Genomic DNA, 20,451 nt, shown 5'->3' on the forward strand with positions numbered 1-20,451 from the left:
TTTAGCGCCCTCTCGGCATACGTCCACGACCTGTAGGCCGAGGTGTGTTATTGGGGTAAGGTTGCGTTACCGTTGGTGTAGACTGGTAAGTATTAACCAGTTTTTTCATTACCTTAGACTTACTACCCAATTTATCTAGCGGTAAATACATAAGATTATTACCACCTTTAACATCAACCATCACCATATCCGTACTAGACATCACCGACTCCAGGGTATCCAGATAAATACGCTTGCGAGTAACTTCCGGCGCTTTTTTATATTCTTTTAATATCTGCGTAAAACGACTCACATCCCCTTCCGCCGCTGAAATAATACGTGACTTATAACCTTCCGATTCCTGCATCAGTCTGGCTGCCGCTCCACGTGCCTTTGGCACGATATCATTGGCGTAGGCTTCTGCTTCATTAATCAGGCGCTGTTTATCTTCACGCGCTTTAATAGCATCTTCAAATGCACTTTGTACCTGGTCAGGTGGCTGCGCATCCTGTAGGTTCACACTGGTTATAATAATACCAGAATCATAAGAATCCATAACCCGCTGAATTTCAGTCTTAATATCAGCAACAATCTGACTACGACCTTCGGTTAACGCAAAGTCCATGGTATTTCCACCAATAACACCACGTTCAACACTTTCGGTCACCTGTTTTAAAGTTGCTGTCTGGTTAAGTATATTAAATAAATATTTTTTAGCATCACTCACCTGGTACTGAACCGCTAAACGTACATCAACAATATTTTCATCTTTAGTCAGCATTAGTGCTTCCTGGGCAACCGTTCCTTTACGGCCACCACCAGAACGATAACCAACCTCTAAAGAACGCACCTTGGAGATATTAACAATATCGACACTTTCAATCGGTGCTGGCAATTTCCAGTTCAAGCCAGGTTGCGTGGTCGTAGTATATTTGCCAAAGCGCAATTCAACACCGCGATTTCCCTCATCCACAACATAGAAACCACTCGCCAGCCAAAGTGCAATTGCACCCAGCGCTAAAAACCCCAGGCCTTTTAACGACGGTGAAGAGTCATTATCACCTCCGTCTGCGCCTTTATTACCACCAAACAAGCCGCCTAATTTATCCTGTAGCGAACGTATCGCCTCATCTAAATCGGGAGGACCATTGTCCTCATTACGCCCACTCCAAGGGTCTTTCTTCTTATCGCCACCCGGCTCATTCCAAGACATTCTCTAACTCCACGCTAATACTGCAAAAATGTTCAGCCCTTGCAGGCTATCAATATAATACTTATCTAAGTTCAACCCATTTTTCCAGGATAAAACTTTTTTCAACTGACTAATTATCCTAAAAAACGCATTGTTTAACAATGCTGGCTATACAACTTCTTCCACATCTATACCACCAAGGATGCCCATATATTGCTGATCAATTTCTATCAGCAAGTCCCAGCCTCCCAGTTCGGTAAAATCTTCGCGCATGATATTGGCTACTGAAAACAACTTGGCACGCACATCCCCCTGACTTGGCAGTAAATGGCATAAACGCGTCACTTTAGTTGCGGAGAAAAGCTCCGCCAGCGCCTGTAACAGCAAATCCATACCGGCTCCAGTTTTTGCCGATAAACAGACACGTACAGGTAAGCCCTGCTCATTACGGTCGATACGCGGTTTAAAGTCGTCCAGTAGATCTATTTTATTATATACTTCCAACTGTTGATTAGTATCCGCACCAATTTCTTTCAACACGCGATTCACTTCAGCAATCGTTTCTGCGCGATACTCATCATTGGCATCAATGATATGCAACAATAAATCAGCCTCTGTTGCTTCCTGCAATGTCGACTTAAATGCCGCAACTAATTCATGGGGTAAATGGCGTATAAAACCCACGGTATCAGCTAAGACAACTTCTGATGCGTTGGGTAATTTAAAGCGCCTTAAGGTTGGGTCCAGTGTCGCAAATAACTGATCCGCCGCATAAATATCTGCACCAGTCAGGCTATTAAATAAGGTAGACTTCCCGGCATTCGTATAACCCACCAAAGACAATCCGGGAATTTCCGAACGCTTACGCCGGGCGCGCCCCTGGTGTCGTTGCTTGACTACTTTTGCCAGACGACTTTGTACTAATTTAATTCTTGCGCCTACCTGACGCCTATCATCCTCTAGCTGGGTTTCCCCGGTACCACGCATCCCGATACCCCCTTTTTGTCTATCTAGGTGGGTCCATCCTCGGGTCAACCGTGAAGACAGGTGATTTAACTGTGCTAGCTCAACTTGCAATTTTCCATCATAGGATTTTGCGCGCAAGGCAAATATATCCAGAATCAAGCCATTACGGTCAACTACACGAAACTCTAATGCTGCTTCTAAATTTCGCTCCTGACTCGGCGTTAATACGTGATTAAACAGTACCAAATCGGCTTCTGTTTCTGCAATGACAGCTTTTAATTCTTCTAGCTTTCCCGAGCCTATAAAATACTTGGCATCGGGGTACTTGCGTGTGCCAGTTAACACATGCACGACTTCTGCGCCTGCTGAACTCGCTAATTCCTTTAATTCATTTAAATCTTCCTGGCCTGCATGTAGATTAATATGCACCAGTACAGCTCTTTCCCCTGATTCAGGACGATCAAACAAAATTAATCTCCCTGTCAAAACAGTTACTCAAATTATTCAACTCCAGTGTCTTTATTTAGCATAGTGACTGGCTTACCAGGCACTATTGTAGAAATGGCATGCTTATAAACCATCTGTACCATGGTGTTTTTTAGCATCACTACATACTGATCAAATGAATCAATGCGACCTTGCAATTTGATGCCATTAACTAAAAAAATATATACTGGTGTATGCTCTTTTCTGAGTGTGTTTAGAAAAGTATCCTGTAAATTTTGACTTTTTGGCATATGTCTCTCCCTATTATTATTGTTTTTTAATTAGCCTAAAGCTCGAATCCAGTCACAACTTCAGATGATACCTTACCGATAATTAGCCTGCTTTACAAGATATAAGGACGCAAAGCTGAAATTCAATACTAGTACAGCACCTATTTTGGGAAAATGGTTAGATAAATTAATATATTAATGCTAAATCATTAACTTAAAGGAACTCCTGTCCATCAAAGCAAAAAACAGCTGCTAGACTATTCTGGTTTTAATAAGCGTAATTGATGACTAGCTACGCTAACCCATCTTCGTCACTTTCATCTTTCTAAGCCATTGATTCATCGGTTTAAGCGATTTTTTGTCGAAAAATTCTCTTTAAAATCAATGGTGTTTTTTTTGAAAGTTTTGTAGTGCCATTTATGTTATTTTTGTCGATAAATTCATTGACTTTTGTCAAAAAAATCATCATTATTTGAGTGTAATTTACATGCGACAAAAATACTCTAAAAAATCCAACGTTTTATACAAAAACACAAAATCTGTAGTGCCAACTGGCTACTTTTTAAAATTTCAACCAATTGATTTATAACAACTACATCATCAATAGTGACGAAGATGGGCTAAATGCACCTAACACTTCCAATGCAGACGAACCGGCTAACAATATAATAGTATCTGCAAAACTCATAAATTGCAGCTGAAACTGACTATGATAAAGTCAGGCGCGCCATGCTACCTCACGAAATTCCGGGACTCCTGTCGCCGTAATTCGTTCACCTACGCAGCGAATAGGAGATGCTCCAGCCGCCCTGCGTCCGCCACAGACTGAGCACAAAGCAGCTCAGTCATGGCTACCACAAATGGCTCTACGGCTATTCGGGATAAAATTTTAGCCTCCCTCGCGCGCTATCGCGCACTTCGGATTGGCAAATTTCCCTGCGCCTTCTGGAGACTATCAGCCCGTCCGGGGCTGACAGCGAAGGCCAGCTGTGCTACAGGCGCGCCATGCTACCTCACGAAATTCCGGGACTCCTGTCGCCATAATTCGTTCACCTACGCAGCGGATGGGAGATGCCCTGAACGCCCTGCGTCCGCAACGACTACGCACAAAAGACGCTTCGTCATTACTACCTCACTGGCTGGACGGCTATTCGGAATGCAATTCTTGCTCCTCTCGCGTGCTGCTAGCACACGTCGAATCAGCAAATTGCCCTGTCGCCTATCAGGGACTAAAAATCACCACTTCGCTAAGCTCCATTTCCATGATTTTCAGCGATGGTGTGTTAATCATCAACAGTATTAAGCTAATCACACACCAGGCCACGACCCCTGATATAAAACCATACCAAAACCCTGTATAAAGAATCGGGGAGTCGCTATTTTTGCGAAAGCTTGTTTTGGGCATCCCAGCCCAAGCAAGCAGCAAAAACTTAACGCGACCACTTATGCCTCCGGCGGCCCCGATTCGTCCTCGTCACCTCGTCCCGACCCAACAAGGGGTCGGAACATAGGCTCCAAATGACTTGACGCCGTGTCGGATGGCCTTTTATTTTGTCTCCACCTTCGCTAACGCTCAGACTCCGACAAAACAACGACCCTACGGCTATCGCGGACTAAAAATCATCACTTCGCTTAGGCTACGTTTCCCTGATTTTCAGCGAAGGTAGACAGATAAATGCATTAGTTCCACCGACCAGCTTGGTAATGACCACTTCATCATGTCGCGTCTGCAATTCAGAACGGATAGTATTGCCAATAATAAACAACACCGCAATTGCCAGTAACACAGTCAAAATAAGCACTATACTATTTGCCATCTGCATGATCGCCTGTAATCGCGCCAGCCATTGCATATCTAGTTGTGCAAAATCAACCTCCGGCTCATATTGCAAAACCTCAAGCAAATGCTGGAGCTGATAGGCTTCGCTTAATGAGTCTTGTGGATAGACCTGAATAACCGCAGCAGGTAACGGGTTTTTCTCTAATGCATTCAAAGCAGCACCAAAGCCACTGTATTCGCGGAATTCTGCCAGTGCTTGTTGCCTGGAAATAACACTGACTTTAGCTACCCCTTCATTAGCCTGTATTTTAGCAGCCAATATTCTGGCTTGATCGTCGCTAATTTTATCCTGCAAAAACAAGGATATCTGCTTACCTGTCTGCAGGGAATCAACCAGTTGCTGCGCATTATTAACTAACACATAGAAGCTGCCCGCCAAGGCAATAGCTATCGCCATCACCGTAATTGCCATCGCCGAGGTAAAAGGCGCGCGTAACAGGCGAGATAAACTGGAAATCAGCGCTTGTCGCTGCAATTGCAACTGTGTCAGCGCACGACTTTCAGTGCCGCGCTTATTCGTTTTAGCGACTCTACTGGCCCTTGCTTGCGGCGCTTCTCTAACCTGTCTCATGATTGCTGCGGGAGCAGTCGCCCATAATCTAATTGCAAAACTCTATGCTGCATTTTTGTCACCAGCTCTATATCATGGGTAGCAATCAATACGGTCACGCCTACTTGCTTGAACTGCTCAAATAAATGCATAATTTCAGCAGATAATTCCGGATCCAGGTTTCCAGTAGGCTCATCCTCCAGAATCAATGCAGGCCGATTTACGACTGCTCGCGCTATACCGATACGCTGCTGCTCTCCTCCCGACAGAGCCAGCGGGTATCTATTTTCTTTGCCTAGCAAGCCTACCTTGTCTAATGCAGCGCGCACACGCCTGGCGACTTCATATGATCCTAAGCCAGAAACAACTAAAGGCAATGCGATATTATCAAATACTGTGCGGTCAAACAGCAATTTATAATCCTGGAAAATAAGCCCTAATTTGCGCCGTAAATATGGAATTTGCCGATCGGACAAGCGGTTCAGGTTTTGTCCATCTACCAGTAATTGGCCACGCGAACAGCGCTCAATGGCGGCAATCAATTTTAATAAGGTAATTTTTCCTGCGCCTGAATGACCGGTCAGAAATGCTATTTCTCCTTTCTGCAGATGAAAACTGACATCCAGCAAGGCATCGCCCGCATCCGCATAGCGCTTAAACACATGATCTACAGTGGGCATGATCTAATGCGCATCCTCACCAAATAATGCATCGATAAACTGCTCAGCATTAAAGTCCTGTAAGTCATGTATCCCCTCACCCACACCTAGAAAGCGAATCGGCACACCGATCTGCTTAGCCAGTGCAAAAATCATCCCGCCTTTGGCAGTACCATCTAGCTTGGTCAGTGCAATCCCAGTTAGCTCAACCGATTTATTAAAGTGCTCGGCTTGCGAAAGCGCATTTTGCCCTGTACCAGCATCCAGCACCAGCAAGACTTCATGCGGTGCTGTTTCGTCAACTTTCGCAGTGATGCGCTTGATTTTCTTCAACTCATCCATCAAATTGGATTTAGTATGCAAACGACCTGCCGTGTCGGCAATCAGTACATCAACTCCTTTTGCCTGTGCTGATTGCACAGCATCAAAAATAACCGAGGCTGAATCAGCACCTGTATGCTGCGCGACTACATGAATATGATTGCGCTCACCCCAGACTTGTAATTGCTCTACAGCCGCTGCTCTAAAAGTATCACCCGCAGCCAGCATAACGCTATGACCTTGCTGTTGTAATCTTTGCGCCAGCTTGCCAATGGTAGTGGTTTTCCCCACGCCATTAACACCTACTACTAAAATAACAAAGGGCCCCTGTTTTTCCGGAATCACCAGCGGCTGACTGACAGGTTCCAGTAATTCGCGTAATTGCTGTTTAAGCAATGTAGACAAGGCACTCACATCTTGCAATTGATGCTTCTCTACGCTTTCTTCCAGTCGAGCAATAATTTCTGTGGTGACATCCATGCCGACATCTGCCATTAACAGGCTGGTTTCTATCTCTTCCAGTAAGTCCTGATCAATTTTCCTATTGGCAAAAGTCATCACAGCAAGTGCCGAACCTAAACCTGTACGCGTCCTGCCTAATTGCGATTTTAAGCGTAGATACAGCGATTCAGGCTCAACTACTTCAGGTTCACGCTCAACCAAGTCCGCCTGATCGACTAGCTGTGTCGCACCGTCTTGTTCATCGACTGCTGTATAGCGTCTATAAAATCTTAGCGCAATCAGCGGCAGCATCAAAACTACTGCATTAACACTATGCAACACCACTAACCAGGTAGGCATTAACATTTTGACTATGCCAATACCTGCAGCAATCTGCAGCAATAATAATATGCTGATCGCGATGCCTGCCCTGCGTATTTGCTTAACAGGACTTTTAGTTGCAGACAGCATAATCCACGTCATTAGCGCAAAAACGACAATGGCTAAAATACGGTGCACCCAGTTTATAGCAACTTTTGCAGTAAATGATAAAGGTGCAAACAGGTTAAATGCATTCTGGTAATCAGCCTGCGGCCACCACGAATTTAAGCAGCGCGGAAAATCGCCACAAACTAAAGCTGCATTATTTGCAGCTAACCAGGCTCCCACAGCAACCTGCAGTAGCAAAAGCGCAGCCACGCCGGTTAGCAGCCACTGGCTGTTAGCATTGCTTTTTCTGATATATCCAGCTTGGCTTTTTAAGAACACAGCGTAAGCGATAAACAGACTTAATGCACTGAGTAGGTAAACTACTAAATGGTTCACTGCCTGGCTCGGCAGAAACTCTTGATGCATACTCAGCTGAATTTGCGCAGCCACTAAAGCAACCAACACCATAGTGTAGAGCACGATTTTAAGCCGGGCAGTTTTTAGCAAAAAGCTCGCCATTAACATTGCTGCGAGAAACAACAGCAAGTCAAAGGTACTGATATAGTGTATTAATCCGACCACATCATGCACGTTCAATGTGGTTTGGCTGAGCATTTCAGTCATCTGAGTATAACAACCGGAAATCTCAGTACAGGACATTGTATTGATATGGGTCACTCGCTGATATGTGCCTGATGCCGTCAATACCAACAGCAGCAACCCCACTAGAAAGGTAAATAATCTGAACATATCTGGCTACCCAATTTGAGAAATTCTAAGTAATTTTTTCAAATCACGCTTAACATCGTAGGGATCAAATCCTGGTGGATATTGCATCATAATATTTCCCAGTGGATCCATTAACAGCAAGCTGCCCTGCGCAATTTCCCCACCTAACTGTTGCCTGATTTTATTTGCCAGCGCAGCTGACGGCTGTACTTTTATCAAGCGGTCATCTGCATCCCACCAAGGCTGGAACCCGGGTTCTTGTTTTCCTTGCATAATAATAACCGCACGTCGGGTGCGTGTTAAGTCCTTATTCAGCATTAGACGTAATTGTTTAGTAGCATGAATTGCATCTACACAGACCTTGTGACACTGCTTGCCAGGAATAATATTCAGCATTACCCAATGACCACCTAACTCGCTAATGTTATCTTTGGAAAATTGATCCACCCCGGTGAAATCAGTGCGTTCCATGGTAATTACAGGAATAACCAAATCACCCTTATTAGTTGAACCCGGGCGAAAATCAGGGTCGGTCGTCAAGTACCAGGCAAACGAAAAAGGAATAATCGTCATTAAGGCCAGAATGATAATCGTACGATGGTTCTTCTGTATTTGCTTAGTCATGTTTCTTTGTTTTACAACTTATCCAAAGGATTAATAAAGTTAAAGTAGCTGCTAGCGCAAACCACTGAAATGCATAGGCAGTATGTTTCTCTGGAGGCATACGCGTATGAACATGCCATTCACGAACATAACCATATGGCTCTCCAGCTGCCAGCTGTAGCTGGTAATCTGCAATTGACCGGCCTAGTTTACTGGTGATTTTTTGCTGGTTTATAATTTGTAACTTGCTCGGCCAGCCTTCACTAGGCTGATCAGCACCTTTCAGTACCAGTCCCACTTGTGGGAATTCATTCAGCACCCCGGTAATTGCAATCATTTCTGTAGACGGTATAAAGTCTATCGCAGGCAGTTTGCTCCTGTCCTTATCCATCAACACCCAACCACGATTGACCAAAATAGTCGTTGGATCATGCGCTAGTATAAACGGCGTTAAAACCAGGTAACCCACTTTACCCTGGTGAATCTGGTTGTCTAATAATATCTGATGCTGGACATCGTAATGCCCCTTTGCAATCACTCGTCTATATCTTATCGGCTTATTGTCTGCTAATAATTGTCCGATGGGCTGCGGTTGTTTTTGCATCATGGCGGTTTGATTAGCCAAAAACTCGCGCTTTTCTTCGGCTCTGCTCAACTGCCAAAAACCCAGCCGCAATAATAAAGCAAGCAGCGCGATAAAACCTATCAGTGGTACGATTTTTATTTTACAGCGACTCACTTTACTCTCGGCTTCATGGCTAAATCATGATTCTAGTCCTGAATCATCAGATATTTTATGCTTATCTAATTTTTCTAGGATAATGTTGATTATGTATTAAGATATAAGCATTCTTGTTTACTACCTATCTTAACATTATGCTAAAAATTCTAATTATTCTGGTTTTTTTATCTATTATTGCCAGCCTGGGCATCGCATTGTTTCATTTAATAACTAACAAAGAAACCTCAGCGAAAACTGTTAAAGCGTTAACCTATCGAATCAGCATCTCTCTGGCTTTATTTATCTTACTGGCTATCGCACTTATGTCTGGACTTATCCAGCCTTCAGGAATAGGCATGCAGATGCAATTGCAAAAAGAGAAAATGGCTGAACAAAAGTAATCACAATAAACGGTTACTTATGGTTTCAAGTGCTGCACAGCATAAAATCTGCATTCTGCAGTTACCTTTAAGCCATCTGATAGCGGGATAAAGCCACGCTCTACAGCGGTTTATTTTGACAAAAAAAAAGCACTACCTGTTTGAGGCAGTGCTTTTTTTAGGCATAGCGGTTTGCTTACAGCAAATAAACAAAAATAAACAAGCCTAACCACACCACATCAACAAAATGCCAGTACCAGGCTGCAGCCTCAAAGACGAAGTGATTTTCCGGTGTAAAGTGACCTTTCCAGCTACGGAATAAAACGACCGTCAGCATGATTGCACCGATACATACGTGCGCACCGTGAAATCCCGTTAGCATAAAGAAGGTTGAGCCATAGATTCCGGAACCTAATGTAAGCCCCATCTCATGGTATGCCTCTTGATACTCGATCGCCTGAAACGCAACGAATAAAAACCCTAAAGTAACCGTTGCCGCTAGCCCTCTAATAAGCTCAGTGCGGTTTTTGGCTAATAATCCATGATGCGCCCAGGTACAGGTGAGACCACTAGACAATAGAATCAATGTATTCAGCAAAGGCAAACCAAGCGCCCCCATAGGTTCAAACTCGCCACCCACATTGCCTGGGCCATTTGTCGGCCAGACATAATCAAATGCAGGCCATAACATGCCTGACGAACGCCCTGGTCCGTCACCAATGCCCGCAAGCCAATCTAGTGACAGGTTACGTGTAAACCAGAGGGTGCCAAAAAACACGGCGAAAAACATGATTTCGGAAAAGATAAACCACATCATGCCCATACGGTAGGAAATTCCTACGTGATGGTTATACATACCCGATTCACTTTCATTAGCCTGCATGGTAAACCAGCCAGCCAGCATCAGTATAAAGATCACCAGCCCGAGTATCATGAAAGTAGAGCCTGCTGCATTACCATTCAGGTAATTTGCAAAGCCAGCTAAGGTGACCACCATTCCAGCAACTGCTGCAATCGGCCAGGTTGCCTTATGTGGAATGTAATATGCGCCTGTAGACATCATTATCCCCTATTTATATAGTAGTATCGTAATATGTAAGTCCAAATGTCAGTCTTTTATAGCGTGCAGGTAGAACAGGATCAACCACCAGCTGCACATCAAGGTGTCTGGTCTCGCCTGCTTCAAAAACCTGTGTTGCAAAACAAAAACACTTGGTATTTTTAACGTAGCTCACTGCAGGTCCCGGTGTGACACTGGGATTTGCCTTGGCAAGCATGCGTTTATCTGTTTTATTCCTTACTGTATAAGTCATGCTTATAACTTCACCAGGATGCACTTTTAGCTGGTACTTATCGGCTTTAAATTCTAGACCTGTACCAGATCCTATGGAAGTAATAAACTCAAAGCTAATTGCTCGCTGTGTATCAATTGTATAATTTAGGGCAGAAGATTCTTGCCTGGTTTTACCATTGATACCGGTTATCTCGCACAAAATATCGTACAAAGGTATCAAGGCCACTGCAAATAAAAACATCAGTAACACTAAAAAAAGCAAGGCACGTACTGTTTTTTTATTCCTCTGCTCTACATCCGGATTCACAAAGAAGTAGCTCTTATGACAGCAAAAACATAAATTGTAATCACTACAGCCGCTAAGGCGAGTGCAGTCAAAATATTTTTTGTTTTAGTCTTCATTATTTCATTTACTTTGCCTACTTTATACAAATAGGCAAAGTTTAGTCAACTCCCTAGAAATGTTCAGTTGGAATTTTTTCTGGTGGAGTATCAAAAGTATGGTATGGCACTGGAGATGGCAAACTCCATTCCAGACTATGTTTATGTGCATCTTCCCACACTTCATCACTCACTTTCTCACCAGTACCACCTTTTACTGTTTTATACATAATATACACAAACAGCAACTGACTAAATCCAAAGATAAAGGCACCAATACTGGATACCATATTCCAGTCAGCAAATTGTACAGCATAATCAGGGATACGACGCGGCATACCTGCTAAACCCAGGAAGTGTTGTGGAAAGAACAGGATATTAACCGAGATAGCAGATAACCAGAAATGGAATCTTGCCAATCTTTCATCATACATATGTCCAGTCCACTTAGGTACCCAGAAATACGCACCTGCCATAATGATAAATACGGAGGCTGGTACTAATGTGTAATGAAAATGCGCAACAATAAAATAGGTATCGTGATACTGAAAATCCACTGGTGCCAGCGCCATCATTAAACCAGTAAACCCGCCTAAGGTAAACAGCACAACGAATGCAATGGAAAACAGCATAGGTGTTTCAAAGGTCATCGACCCTTCCCACATGGTTGCTGTCCAGTTAAAGATTTTCACTCCAGTAGGAATCGCAATCAGCATGGTGGCATACATAAAGTACAACTCCCCGGCCATCGGCATCCCCACGGTAAACATATGATGCGCCCAGACGATAAACGACAAAAATGCAATTGCAGCTGTCGCATAAACCATTGAGCTATAGCCAAACAAAGGTTTGCGTGCAAATACAGGAATAATCGTAGAAGCAATACCGAAAGTAGGCAGAATCATCACATAAACTTCTGGATGTCCGAAGAACCAGAAAATATGTTGATAAAGTACTGGATCACCACCACCCGCCGCATCGAAAAAGCTGGTATCGAAAAAACGATCCGTCAATAGCATGGTTACCGCACCAGCGAACACTGGCATAATCGCGATCAACAAGAAAGCAGTAATTAACCAGGTCCAGACGAATAATGGCATTTTCATCAAGGTCATTTTCGGCGCACGCATATTGAAAATAGTCGCGATAATATTAATCGCTCCCATAATCGATGAGATACCCAGTAAATGCACGGAGAAAATTGCGAAAGGTAAAGCCGCACCGGTTTGCAATACTAAAGGTGGATATAAAGTCCAGCCCGATGCTGGCGCTCCACCTTCCATAAATAGTGTGCTAGCTAACATAAGTATTCCGGCAACTAATAACCAGAAGCTCATATTATTCATTCTTGGCAATGCCATATCTGGCGCACCAATCATCAGTGGAATCTGCCAGTTAGCAAAGCCCACGAAGGCTGGCATAACGGCACCAAATACCATCACCAATGCATGCATGGTAGTCATCGAGTTAAAGAACTGCGGGCTGACGAACTGCATTCCCGGCTCAAATAATTCAGCACGAATAATCAACGCCATGCTTCCACCGACAAAAAACATTGCCAATGCAAAGACTAGATAAAGCGTGCCTATATCTTTATGGTTAGTGGTAATTATCCACCTTAGAAAACCTTTTTCAGGTCCGTGATCATGATGATCATCGTGTTCATGTTCAGCTACAACAGCAGACATAATTAATACCTCTTAAAATACTATATAGAATTCGATGCAAAATACTTTTGACAATGAACTATCAATCGTCGTCATCGTCATATTCGGTAGCTGGAATTGCTCCTTGCAACGCTTTAATCGTTGCTGGTTGAATTGAATCACCAACAGAATTACCCAAGCCATTACGGATAAATGTGGATACCGCTGCAAAATCAACAGGATCTAACATTTGCCCAAAAGCAGGCATCATGCCTTTACCATTCAACATCAAATCAACTTGTGCATCCATATCACCTGTGACGAGTGCGCTACCAGTAATAGCAGGAAAAGTACCGGCTAAACCTGCACCATCTGCCATATGACATGAAGCACAGTTGTTTGTATACACGCTCTCGCCTTTTGCAATCAAATCTTCTGCTGACCATTCTTTATCAGCCGCACTTGCGTTCGCTACAGCTTGTTGTTTTTGCTCCACAACCCAGGCTTCATAATCCGGCTTTTCCATGGCGATCACAACAATCGGCATAAAACCATGATCTCTACCGCAAAGCTCAGTACACTGGCCACGATACGTTCCGGGCTTATCGACTGATGTCCATGCCTCATTGATATACCCAGGAATCGTATCTTTTTTCCAGCCTAAATCCGGCACCCACCAAGAATGAATAACATCTGCTGCTGTAAACAGAAAGCGAATTTTTGTGTTAATAGGAACTACTAATGGCTTATCAACTTCCAGTAGATAATTCGGTACGGTTCTGGGGTCTATACCAGAATTCAGCTGTCTGGCTTTATTGCTTGCCTCATCCAGACTACTGAAAAAACGCACCCCGCTATCCAGATATTCATATTCCCACTTCCATTGCCAGCCAGTGACCTTAATGGACATATCCGAATCTTTAGTATCATCCATTTCCAGCATAACTTTAGTTGCGGGAATGGCTAATAAAATCAAAATAACGGTAGGAATAATCGTCCAGATAATTTCTATCTTGGTACTTTCATGAAACAGTGATGCTTTATGCCCTCTAGACTTACGGTGAAAGTATATTGAGTAAAACATCGTACCGAATACAGCGATACCAATGACCACACACACCCAAAATACCAACATATGCAAGCCATAAACATCACGACTAATTGATGTTACACCCTCCATTAAGTTAAGGGTATAGTCCGCCTGAGCTGTTCCTAGACCGAAGGTCATCAGGGCCAGACCTGCGAATAATTGCTTTGTTTTCACCACGGAGAAGCCTCCTCTAATTAATAATAAGCTGATTGAATGCGCTAAAATCGTTGTGACTCGCCTTTATTCCCTTAGCAAAGCTAGCCTTAATATTGTTACCACAAAGAACTTGTTAATTCTAACTCATGAGCCACTCCTAAGCTAGGGATGTTTTGCTCTTTTTATGCTTGATGGTTTATAAGCCCCCGAATTCATATTTTAATTACATCACTAAATTTATCATCAGTGTTCCCCTATCAATTGATGCCGTGAAACTAACCTCGCCACAAGAGAGCTCATAAAGCACTGTAAAGACATTCCTGTTATTATTGCGTTTTGAACTGCCCGAATGGTATACGAGCTGATACGAGATATTCTTGCCTGGAAAAATAATGGATTCACAAAACGATCTCGTTTTTGAGCCTGTTGCTGCCTAATCTCCAGAGCCTCGCTATATTTTTTATCCGATGGATGAATCAATTCTGGCTGTTGTGTTTTTGAAATCTCTTCAAACACGCGCATTAAATTATAGCTCATTGCAGTCAGGCGCATTTGATTTTCAAGTGAGCGGGTATTGGAAGACCAAGCTTTAGTTTCCTTGAAATTACTTTTAGTGTTATTGAATGTCTTTTCAATCGTCCATCGCTTGAAATACAGCATGGCAATGGTTCCAGGGTTAATAGTCATTGGCAAGGTTGTCACAAACCGGTGAAGTTTTCCGGTTTCTGGATCACGGTAATCCACCACGTTAAATTTGATGCCCTTGTTTTCGTACACACTGTATGCTTCAACCCCTGTATTGATCTCATGGCGGGAGTCAAAAGGGATAGACTCAACCAGAGTCGCAATTGAATTTTCTTTTAGCATTGAAATCATGTAATTAGCATGTCGTTTCTGCCGATCACACCAGACAAAGTCGGTGACGGCTTTATCGTAGACATAGAGATGCTTCTGAGAGCTGTTATTTTCCTTGTTTTGCTTTCCAATATGATCTCGTAACACAGGTATTTCTTGATGCCTCTGAGTTCCGTTTGTCACCAGACAAAGAAATCTGAGCAACCCACTTCTGAGATTCAACGCGTAAATCCCCCCCGGCCGCATAAACTTTCCCCTTGCTGTTTTTTTCAGTATGGCAGGCATGATCAATAAAATGTCCATCCGCTGCTTCTATGGTGTATTCGTCAGGTTCTTGGAATTCTTTAAGATAATCAATGCCTTGCGATAGCAGTATTTCAGCGTGAAGATGATAGCTCTGCTGTTCAAATGCCTCAAGCATACTTGTTCGTCTATGCGACTTCAGTGATTTAAAATACGTTGAGTGGGGAAGCAGCTGGCCATGAATCTGTTCATTGGTTTGGAGGAAATGGCGACCACTATCGACTACACTGATACAGCGTAATAACCCAAGGCGAATAAAGTCGATATCCTTCAACTCTGGGCATGAACGAGCCCACAAAGGATGACGCTCTGCTAACAGGGCACGTTCCATACTTTCATTGCAGTGTTGGTGAATATGTTCAGAGAGTGGTAGGTCTTTAAGCATGGGTGATATCCGTTTATGAGGTGATTAAAACGGAAATTTTTAGAAAATCTTTTCGGCAAATGCAAGCTTTATTTGAAATTATTTGTTGTTTTTTTACGGTGCCTACAGAGTGTCTATTTGCTGTTATAAGTGATTAAAATCAAAAAGATGGAAATATTCGAGTGGTGCTACCTTCAGGTAGGTTATAGGCTGCTTTGTTTAGGTACTTCTTCTTTCAATGGGAACACTGATGTAAAATACTCAGGATTTAGCTTTTCCCTAAATGGCAATACTGCCAGCAATGGCATCTCTGTTGCTTGGCATAGAGTTTGGATATTTTCATCTAGCATCAACATATCTTGCTCCATACAGGACGCAATCCATCCCCGACACTCCACTCTACTTTGTTGAATTGCTGCAAAAGTTAATTTTGCCTGATTAATACACCCCAGGCGCATACCCACTACGACAATAACAGGTAACTTCAATTGCTTCGCTAAATCAGCAACATGCTGATGCGCATTTAACGGTACTAGCCAGCCACCCACGCCCTCAACCAGTACAATATCCGCAAGATTTTCAATCTGCTGATATTTATCGACAATTTCATCTAGCACAATTTCGATGCCCGCCTGCTCGGCAGCAATATGCGGAGAAACAGGCAAGGTAAATGCATACGGATTAACATCCTCATAAGGCAAGGCAAAAGATGCATATTGTTGTAATAACAAGGCATCCTCATTTTTTAAACGACCGTCCAGCTCATCGCAACCCGATGCCACAGGCTTCATGCCTAGCACCGTTTTTCCCTGATTTTTAAAGTACTGCATTAAGGCAACCGTACTCCAGGTTTTGCCTATTCCAGTATCAGTTCCGGTGATAAAATAGCCCTGACTCATACACTCCAGCCTGATTTTGCCTGTACATAAATGATTTCATAACTTGCGGTAATAGAGCCATTATCATCGGCCGGGTACGCGGCCAACAAGGCTTGCATATGCCCCTTGCCAGTTAACTGCTTGTTCCGCCCCTGACTGACATTATGCGCACCTATCCCCTTTAGCTCACGCATAAGCGCAATGACACTTTTATATTTCACCTGATAAACCTGTCGCTGTAATTGCACATCAACAAAACCAGCGGCATGCATGTATTGCTTAATTTCGGTCAAACTGCAAAAGTCATTCACATGCGCATAGTCGTCAACTTCGGCCCACGCCGCTTTTAGCTCACATAAAGCACTCTCGCCAAAAGTAGAAAAAGAAAACTGCCCCTGGCTACGCAAAACGCGCCGCACATTAGCAAACAACTCGTGCAGATTCTGGCACCATTGCAGAGCTAAATTAGACACCAGCCCATCAATACTATGATCCGCTATGGGCAATTGCTCCGCATCAGCGCAAAGCAGTGGCACAGCTGAACTATTTAACCTCTGCCGTGTTTTTAACAGCATTGGCAAGGCAATATCCAGAGCGATAATATTTTTTAACAAGGCTCTATCGTACAATTGCTGGGTAAAAAAACCGGTACCACATCCCACATCAACAACCAGCGCTTCATGTGGCAGAGAGAGCTGAGTGATCAATTCACGCCCGACCTGGCGCTGCAATGCTGCCATAGCATCATAACTTTGCGAAGCATTGGCAAACGACTGCCTGACCTGTCTTTTATCCAGCACAGCGCTAGCCATTAGCCCCACTCCTTAAGATAAAACCCTCGAGCAAGAACAGCAACTGCTTTTGATCGCTAATAAACGGCAGATGCCCTGCACCTGGAATAATTTTCAATTCAACTTTTTCAGATAATAGCCGGCATGCTTCAACCGCCGATACTGGCACTAAACTATCCTGTCCAGCAAAAACCATCAATACAGGCAGGTTTAAACTACGCAGCATTTCTCTTTGGTCAACAGTTTGTAATACCTGCAGAGCAGCAAGCAATATTTCTGGATCTGGTGCAGCACATTCCTGCATGGCTCGCTTAATCTGCTTGAGACTTGCCCGGACATCCGCCCTGTCCTGCACCTGCAAGCTCATAAAGCGCAATAAAGTCTGCCTCGCATTTTTTTGTATATTAGCGGCAAACTCCTGTAGAAGCTGTGCAGGCATCCCAGGCCAGGATTCAGTTTGCACAAAATGTGGATTACTGGCAATCAGCACAACAGCCTTTACACGTTGCGGATATTTTTCCGCCAGACGCAAGGCGACATTTCCACCCAGGGACCAGCCTACCAATACACTGGCCTGCCCGGGTAACTGCGCAGACACCGCATCAACAACCGACTCCAGCGTATATGGACTAATATTCTTACTTAAGCCATGACCCGGCAGATCCAGACATATTACCTGACGGCATACTGCCAGCGCCTGGGCAAATTCTCGCCAGATACCTGTATGCATTGCCCAGCCATGCAGCATAACCACAGGCTCACCTTGCCCGTAAATTTCCTGATGCAACTCGCTCATGCAGACATGCCCTGCAATGCACTTAATAACTGATCGACATGCTGCTCATCATGCAGAGCAGAAAAAGTAATACGTAAACGCGCACTCCCCAGAGGTACTGTAGGCGGACGTATTGCGCTAACCCAGAATCCTTGCGCAAATAAATAATCACTGGCCTGAACTGCTTTAAGACTATCACCCAAAACTATCGGCTGAATAGCCGATGCTGATGGCATTAATGCCAAGCCTATTTGCCTGGCACCTGCCTGAAAGCGCCGCACTAACATCTTTAGCTTATCTCTGCGCCAGCTATCTTGCCGCACAAAATGCAAACTGGCTCTTGTCGCAGCTGCAATCGCAGGCGGCAAAGCAGTGGTATAGATATAAGATCTTGCCTGCTGAATTATCGTTTCTATCAGCGCGTCAGAGCCAGCAACAAATGCACCACTCGCGCCGAATGCCTTACCTAAAGTGCCAACCAGCACGGGAACCTGTTGCTGACTTAATTGATATTGCTCGACCAGACCTGCTCCATTTGAACCTAACACGCCAAATCCATGTGCATCATCAACCATTAAATAAGCATGCTGGCGTTGAGCCAATACCGACAACTTATCTAAAGGTGCGAAGTCACCATCCATACTGAACACACCATCGGTCACTATCATGGCTTTTTGCCCTAGCGAATGGGATTGCATTTTTTGCTGTAAATTCTCCACATCGGCATGCAAATAACGCTTAAACCGTGCCCCAGACATTAAGCCGCCATCCAGCAAAGAAGCATGATTTAACCTGTCCTGATAAATCACATCACCCTTGTCCATTAATGCAGTTATGACCCCCAGGTTTGCCATATATCCGGTAGAAAACAATAATGCGCGTTCACGTCCGGTAAAATCGGCCAACTCTTCTTCCAGCTCATGATGTTCGCGCCCATGCCCACAGACTAAATGCGCCGAACCACTGCCTACGCCGTATTGATCTGCGGCCTGTTTAAATGATGCGATGACTTCGGGGTTATTAGCCAGACCTAAGTAATCATTACTACAAAAATTCAGTACTTTACGCCCTTCCACTTGCAAAACCACTCCCTGTGCTGACTCAATCATTCGCCGGGAGCGATATAAACTGGCTTGCTTTAAATCGTCAAGCTTTGCTAGCAAAATTTGTTGATTTACCATGAAGGGCATGAAAGTAATGAAGAAAGAGGCGAAGGACGTAGCGAATTAGCTGATTGGTGTGCGACCAGAACCCATATAAAAACTTTAATAAAACCAAAACTTCAAGTCCTATATGCGCTACATGGCAACAATAACACTCTAACAACACATTGCCGGAAAACGCTGCGCTATTCCGGCCTACTGTTACGCGTAACTCGAACCTGCCGAGCGCACACCTAGACGCTCAAACAAAGCCAGGTCTCGATTAGTCATAGGGTTATCAGTGGTGAGTAATTTATCACCATAAAAAATAGAATTTGCGCCAGCGAAAAAACACAGCGCCTGCATTTCATCGGACATATCGTTACGCCCAGCTGAAAGCCTGACCCGGGACTGCGGCATTAAGAGTCGCGCAACTGCAATCATGCGGATAAACATAAACGGCTCCAGTTCTTCAGAACCCATCAAAGGCGTACCTTCTACCTGTACCAGCATATTAATTGGCACACTTTCCGGGTGTTTAGGTAAATTCGCCAATTCGATCAATAAATTAGCGCGATCATCATCATTTTCACCCATGCCTACAATACCGCCACAGCAAACATTGATTCCGGCATCGCGTACCCGTGCTAATGTATCTAAACGATCCTGATAGGTTCGCGTAGTAATTACTTCTGAATAATAGTCTTCAGAGGTATCCAGGTTATGATTGTAGTAATCCAGCCCCCCCTCTTTTAAGGTTTGCGTCTGCTCATCGGTTAACATGCCTAAAGTTACGCAGGTCTCCATACCCATTGCTTTTACGCCCTGGACCATCTCTACGACACGCGCCACATCTTTATCTTTAGGACTACGCCAAGCGGCTCCCATACAAAAACGAGTAGCGCCCTGGTCTTTCGCCATTTGCGAGGATTTTAAAACGTCATCAATCGGCATTAATGCCTCAGGTGTTAACTCTGTATCATATCTAGCGCTTTGCGGACAATAGCCACAATCTTCTGAACAAGATCCAGTTTTAATACTTAACAGGCTGCTGATTTGCACTTCATTAGGATCAAAATGCGCGCGGTGTACTGTTTGCGCCTGAAATAACAGGTCATTAAACGGCTGATTAAATAAAGCCTTCACTTCGTTTAACTGCCAGTCATGGCGTAATGCTGAATTATTACTTACTAGAATGGATGACATTCTGTTAATCTCCAAGGTGTATTATTAATCCTAAAAAATCAGTT

General features: G+C 43.9%; 24 protein-coding genes. 4 read left to right on the forward strand and 20 right to left on the reverse strand.

The window, feature by feature from the left end; translation table 11 throughout:
- Position 1 precedes the first annotated feature (1 nt).
- From hflK to K6984_RS11985, 4 genes are all read right to left on the reverse strand, one after another.
- Entirely contained in the window at positions 2–1,192 is a 1,191-nt protein-coding gene (gene hflK / locus K6984_RS11970; RefSeq protein ID WP_221895737.1) for an FtsH protease activity modulator HflK, read from the reverse strand.
- Between the two features lie 147 nt (positions 1,193–1,339).
- A complete protein-coding gene (hflX, locus tag K6984_RS11975; protein ID WP_221895738.1) occupies positions 1,340–2,605 on the reverse strand; it encodes a ribosome rescue GTPase HflX in 1,266 nt (421 codons plus the stop codon).
- A 32-nt stretch (positions 2,606–2,637) separates the two neighbouring features.
- Positions 2,638–2,874: an RNA chaperone Hfq gene (gene hfq, locus K6984_RS11980; protein WP_221895739.1), complete on the reverse strand. Its 237-nt coding sequence runs from the start codon at positions 2,872–2,874 to the stop codon at positions 2,638–2,640.
- Positions 2,875–3,808: 934 nt separating this feature from the next.
- Positions 3,809–3,961, reverse strand: a complete 153-nt coding sequence (locus K6984_RS11985) for a hypothetical protein (protein ID WP_221895740.1) — start codon at positions 3,959–3,961, stop codon at positions 3,809–3,811.
- Here K6984_RS11985 and K6984_RS11990 point away from each other — a divergent pair.
- From K6984_RS11990 to K6984_RS33380, 3 genes are read left to right on the forward strand one after another with little or no spacing between them, the layout of a single operon-like run.
- Positions 3,918–4,214, forward strand: coding sequence for a hypothetical protein (locus tag K6984_RS11990; RefSeq protein WP_221895741.1), 297 nt, complete (start codon positions 3,918–3,920; stop codon positions 4,212–4,214). The genes K6984_RS11985 and K6984_RS11990 overlap by 44 nt on opposite strands.
- Before the next feature lie 21 nt (positions 4,215–4,235).
- Positions 4,236–4,364 (forward strand): hypothetical protein, encoded by a 129-nt coding sequence (locus K6984_RS33375; protein WP_263458596.1) that lies wholly within the window; start codon positions 4,236–4,238, stop codon positions 4,362–4,364.
- A 27-nt stretch (positions 4,365–4,391) separates the two neighbouring features.
- A complete protein-coding gene (locus K6984_RS33380) occupies positions 4,392–4,520 on the forward strand; it encodes a hypothetical protein (RefSeq protein WP_263458732.1) in 129 nt (42 codons plus the stop codon).
- Here the strand turns inward: K6984_RS33380 and K6984_RS11995 are convergent.
- The 5 genes from K6984_RS11995 to K6984_RS12015 form a co-directional block, all read right to left on the reverse strand.
- Entirely contained in the window at positions 4,491–5,168 is a 678-nt protein-coding gene (locus tag K6984_RS11995) for a cell division protein FtsX (protein WP_221895742.1), read from the reverse strand. The two genes, K6984_RS33380 and K6984_RS11995, sit on opposite strands and share 30 nt — an antisense overlap.
- Positions 5,169–5,260: 92 nt before the next feature.
- Positions 5,261–5,923, reverse strand: coding sequence for a cell division ATP-binding protein FtsE (ftsE, locus tag K6984_RS12000; protein ID WP_221895743.1), 663 nt, complete (start codon positions 5,921–5,923; stop codon positions 5,261–5,263).
- Positions 5,924–5,926: 3 nt separating this feature from the next.
- Positions 5,927–7,843 (reverse strand): signal recognition particle-docking protein FtsY, encoded by a 1,917-nt coding sequence (gene ftsY, locus K6984_RS12005; RefSeq protein ID WP_221895744.1) that lies wholly within the window; start codon positions 7,841–7,843, stop codon positions 5,927–5,929.
- Positions 7,844–7,849: 6 nt separating this feature from the next.
- A complete protein-coding gene (locus tag K6984_RS12010; protein WP_221895745.1) occupies positions 7,850–8,446 on the reverse strand; it encodes a hypothetical protein in 597 nt (198 codons plus the stop codon).
- A complete protein-coding gene (locus K6984_RS12015; protein ID WP_221895746.1) occupies positions 8,439–9,164 on the reverse strand; it encodes an SURF1 family protein in 726 nt (241 codons plus the stop codon). Before K6984_RS12015 ends, K6984_RS12010 begins: the two co-directional genes overlap by 8 nt.
- A 137-nt stretch (positions 9,165–9,301) precedes the next feature.
- Between K6984_RS12015 and K6984_RS12020 the strand changes: the two genes are divergently transcribed.
- Positions 9,302–9,547 (forward strand): DUF2909 domain-containing protein, encoded by a 246-nt coding sequence (locus K6984_RS12020; protein ID WP_230988037.1) that lies wholly within the window; start codon positions 9,302–9,304, stop codon positions 9,545–9,547.
- Positions 9,548–9,722: 175 nt separating this feature from the next.
- Here K6984_RS12020 and K6984_RS12025 read toward each other — a convergent pair whose 3' ends face one another.
- The 11 genes from K6984_RS12025 to bioB form a co-directional block, all read right to left on the reverse strand.
- Positions 9,723–10,589 (reverse strand): cytochrome c oxidase subunit 3, encoded by an 867-nt coding sequence (locus K6984_RS12025; RefSeq protein WP_221895747.1) that lies wholly within the window; start codon positions 10,587–10,589, stop codon positions 9,723–9,725.
- Between the two features lie 10 nt (positions 10,590–10,599).
- The gene (locus tag K6984_RS12030; protein WP_221895748.1) at positions 10,600–11,127 is read right to left on the reverse strand and encodes a cytochrome c oxidase assembly protein; all 528 of its coding nucleotides are present in this window, start codon (positions 11,125–11,127) and stop codon (positions 10,600–10,602) included.
- A gap of 148 nt (positions 11,128–11,275) precedes the next feature.
- The gene (gene ctaD / locus K6984_RS12035; RefSeq protein ID WP_221895749.1) at positions 11,276–12,889 is read right to left on the reverse strand and encodes a cytochrome c oxidase subunit I; all 1,614 of its coding nucleotides are present in this window, start codon (positions 12,887–12,889) and stop codon (positions 11,276–11,278) included.
- A gap of 61 nt (positions 12,890–12,950) precedes the next feature.
- On the reverse strand, positions 12,951–14,114 hold the full coding sequence (gene coxB / locus K6984_RS12040; protein WP_230988038.1) for a cytochrome c oxidase subunit II: 1,164 nt from the start codon (positions 14,112–14,114) through the stop codon (positions 12,951–12,953).
- A 222-nt stretch (positions 14,115–14,336) separates the two neighbouring features.
- On the reverse strand, positions 14,337–15,131 hold the full coding sequence (locus K6984_RS12045) for a transposase (protein ID WP_230988051.1): 795 nt from the start codon (positions 15,129–15,131) through the stop codon (positions 14,337–14,339).
- Complete coding sequence (locus K6984_RS30935; RefSeq protein ID WP_230988039.1) at positions 15,055–15,636, reverse strand: hypothetical protein; 582 nt, start codon at positions 15,634–15,636, stop codon at positions 15,055–15,057. The genes K6984_RS12045 and K6984_RS30935 overlap by 77 nt, the downstream gene beginning before the upstream one ends.
- Positions 15,637–15,818: 182 nt before the next feature.
- Positions 15,819–16,514, reverse strand: coding sequence for a dethiobiotin synthase (gene bioD, locus K6984_RS12050; RefSeq protein ID WP_221895751.1), 696 nt, complete (start codon positions 16,512–16,514; stop codon positions 15,819–15,821).
- A complete protein-coding gene (gene bioC, locus K6984_RS12055; RefSeq protein WP_230988040.1) occupies positions 16,511–17,293 on the reverse strand; it encodes a malonyl-ACP O-methyltransferase BioC in 783 nt (260 codons plus the stop codon). Before bioC ends, bioD begins: the two co-directional genes overlap by 4 nt.
- Positions 17,294–17,297: 4 nt before the next feature.
- Complete coding sequence (gene bioH / locus K6984_RS12060; RefSeq protein ID WP_221895753.1) at positions 17,298–18,080, reverse strand: pimeloyl-ACP methyl ester esterase BioH; 783 nt, start codon at positions 18,078–18,080, stop codon at positions 17,298–17,300.
- Positions 18,077–19,249 carry an 8-amino-7-oxononanoate synthase gene (gene bioF / locus K6984_RS12065; RefSeq protein WP_420831661.1) on the reverse strand — a complete coding sequence of 391 codons (1,173 nt, stop codon included), beginning with the start codon at positions 19,247–19,249 and terminating at the stop codon, positions 18,077–18,079. Before bioF ends, bioH begins: the two co-directional genes overlap by 4 nt.
- Positions 19,250–19,423: 174 nt before the next feature.
- Positions 19,424–20,407: a biotin synthase BioB gene (gene bioB / locus K6984_RS12070; RefSeq protein WP_221895754.1), complete on the reverse strand. Its 984-nt coding sequence runs from the start codon at positions 20,405–20,407 to the stop codon at positions 19,424–19,426.
- Positions 20,408–20,451: the final 44 nt, after the last annotated feature.

The sequence above is a fragment of the Bathymodiolus japonicus methanotrophic gill symbiont genome (assembly GCF_019721995.1).
In the GTDB taxonomy this organism is placed as follows: domain Bacteria; phylum Pseudomonadota; class Gammaproteobacteria; order Methylococcales; family Methylomonadaceae; genus Methyloprofundus.

Excerpts from the sequence above, each read along its gene's own strand:
- K6984_RS11990 (WP_221895741.1), top strand. The coding sequence starts at position 3,918 with ATGGGAGATGCCCTGAACGCCCTGCGTCCGCAACGACTACGCACAAAA.
- bioH (WP_221895753.1), bottom strand. The coding sequence starts at position 18,080 with ATGAGCGAGTTGCATCAGGAAATTTACGGGCAAGGTGAGCCTGTGGTT.
- bioD (WP_221895751.1), bottom strand. The coding sequence starts at position 16,514 with ATGAGTCAGGGCTATTTTATCACCGGAACTGATACTGGAATAGGCAAA.
- K6984_RS30935 (WP_230988039.1), bottom strand. The coding sequence starts at position 15,636 with ATGCTTAAAGACCTACCACTCTCTGAACATATTCACCAACACTGCAAT.
- ctaD (WP_221895749.1), bottom strand. The coding sequence starts at position 12,889 with ATGTCTGCTGTTGTAGCTGAACATGAACACGATGATCATCATGATCAC.
- bioF (WP_420831661.1), bottom strand. The coding sequence starts at position 19,249 with ATGCCCTTCATGGTAAATCAACAAATTTTGCTAGCAAAGCTTGACGAT.
- K6984_RS33380 (WP_263458732.1), top strand. The coding sequence starts at position 4,392 with ATGGCCTTTTATTTTGTCTCCACCTTCGCTAACGCTCAGACTCCGACA.
- hflK (WP_221895737.1), bottom strand. The coding sequence starts at position 1,192 with ATGTCTTGGAATGAGCCGGGTGGCGATAAGAAGAAAGACCCTTGGAGT.
- bioB (WP_221895754.1), bottom strand. The coding sequence starts at position 20,407 with ATGTCATCCATTCTAGTAAGTAATAATTCAGCATTACGCCATGACTGG.
- ftsE (WP_221895743.1), bottom strand. The coding sequence starts at position 5,923 with ATGCCCACTGTAGATCATGTGTTTAAGCGCTATGCGGATGCGGGCGAT.
- ftsY (WP_221895744.1), bottom strand. The coding sequence starts at position 7,843 with ATGTTCAGATTATTTACCTTTCTAGTGGGGTTGCTGCTGTTGGTATTG.
- K6984_RS12025 (WP_221895747.1), bottom strand. The coding sequence starts at position 10,589 with ATGATGTCTACAGGCGCATATTACATTCCACATAAGGCAACCTGGCCG.
- hfq (WP_221895739.1), bottom strand. The coding sequence starts at position 2,874 with ATGCCAAAAAGTCAAAATTTACAGGATACTTTTCTAAACACACTCAGA.
- K6984_RS12020 (WP_230988037.1), top strand. The coding sequence starts at position 9,302 with ATGCTAAAAATTCTAATTATTCTGGTTTTTTTATCTATTATTGCCAGC.
- K6984_RS12010 (WP_221895745.1), bottom strand. The coding sequence starts at position 8,446 with ATGACTAAGCAAATACAGAAGAACCATCGTACGATTATCATTCTGGCC.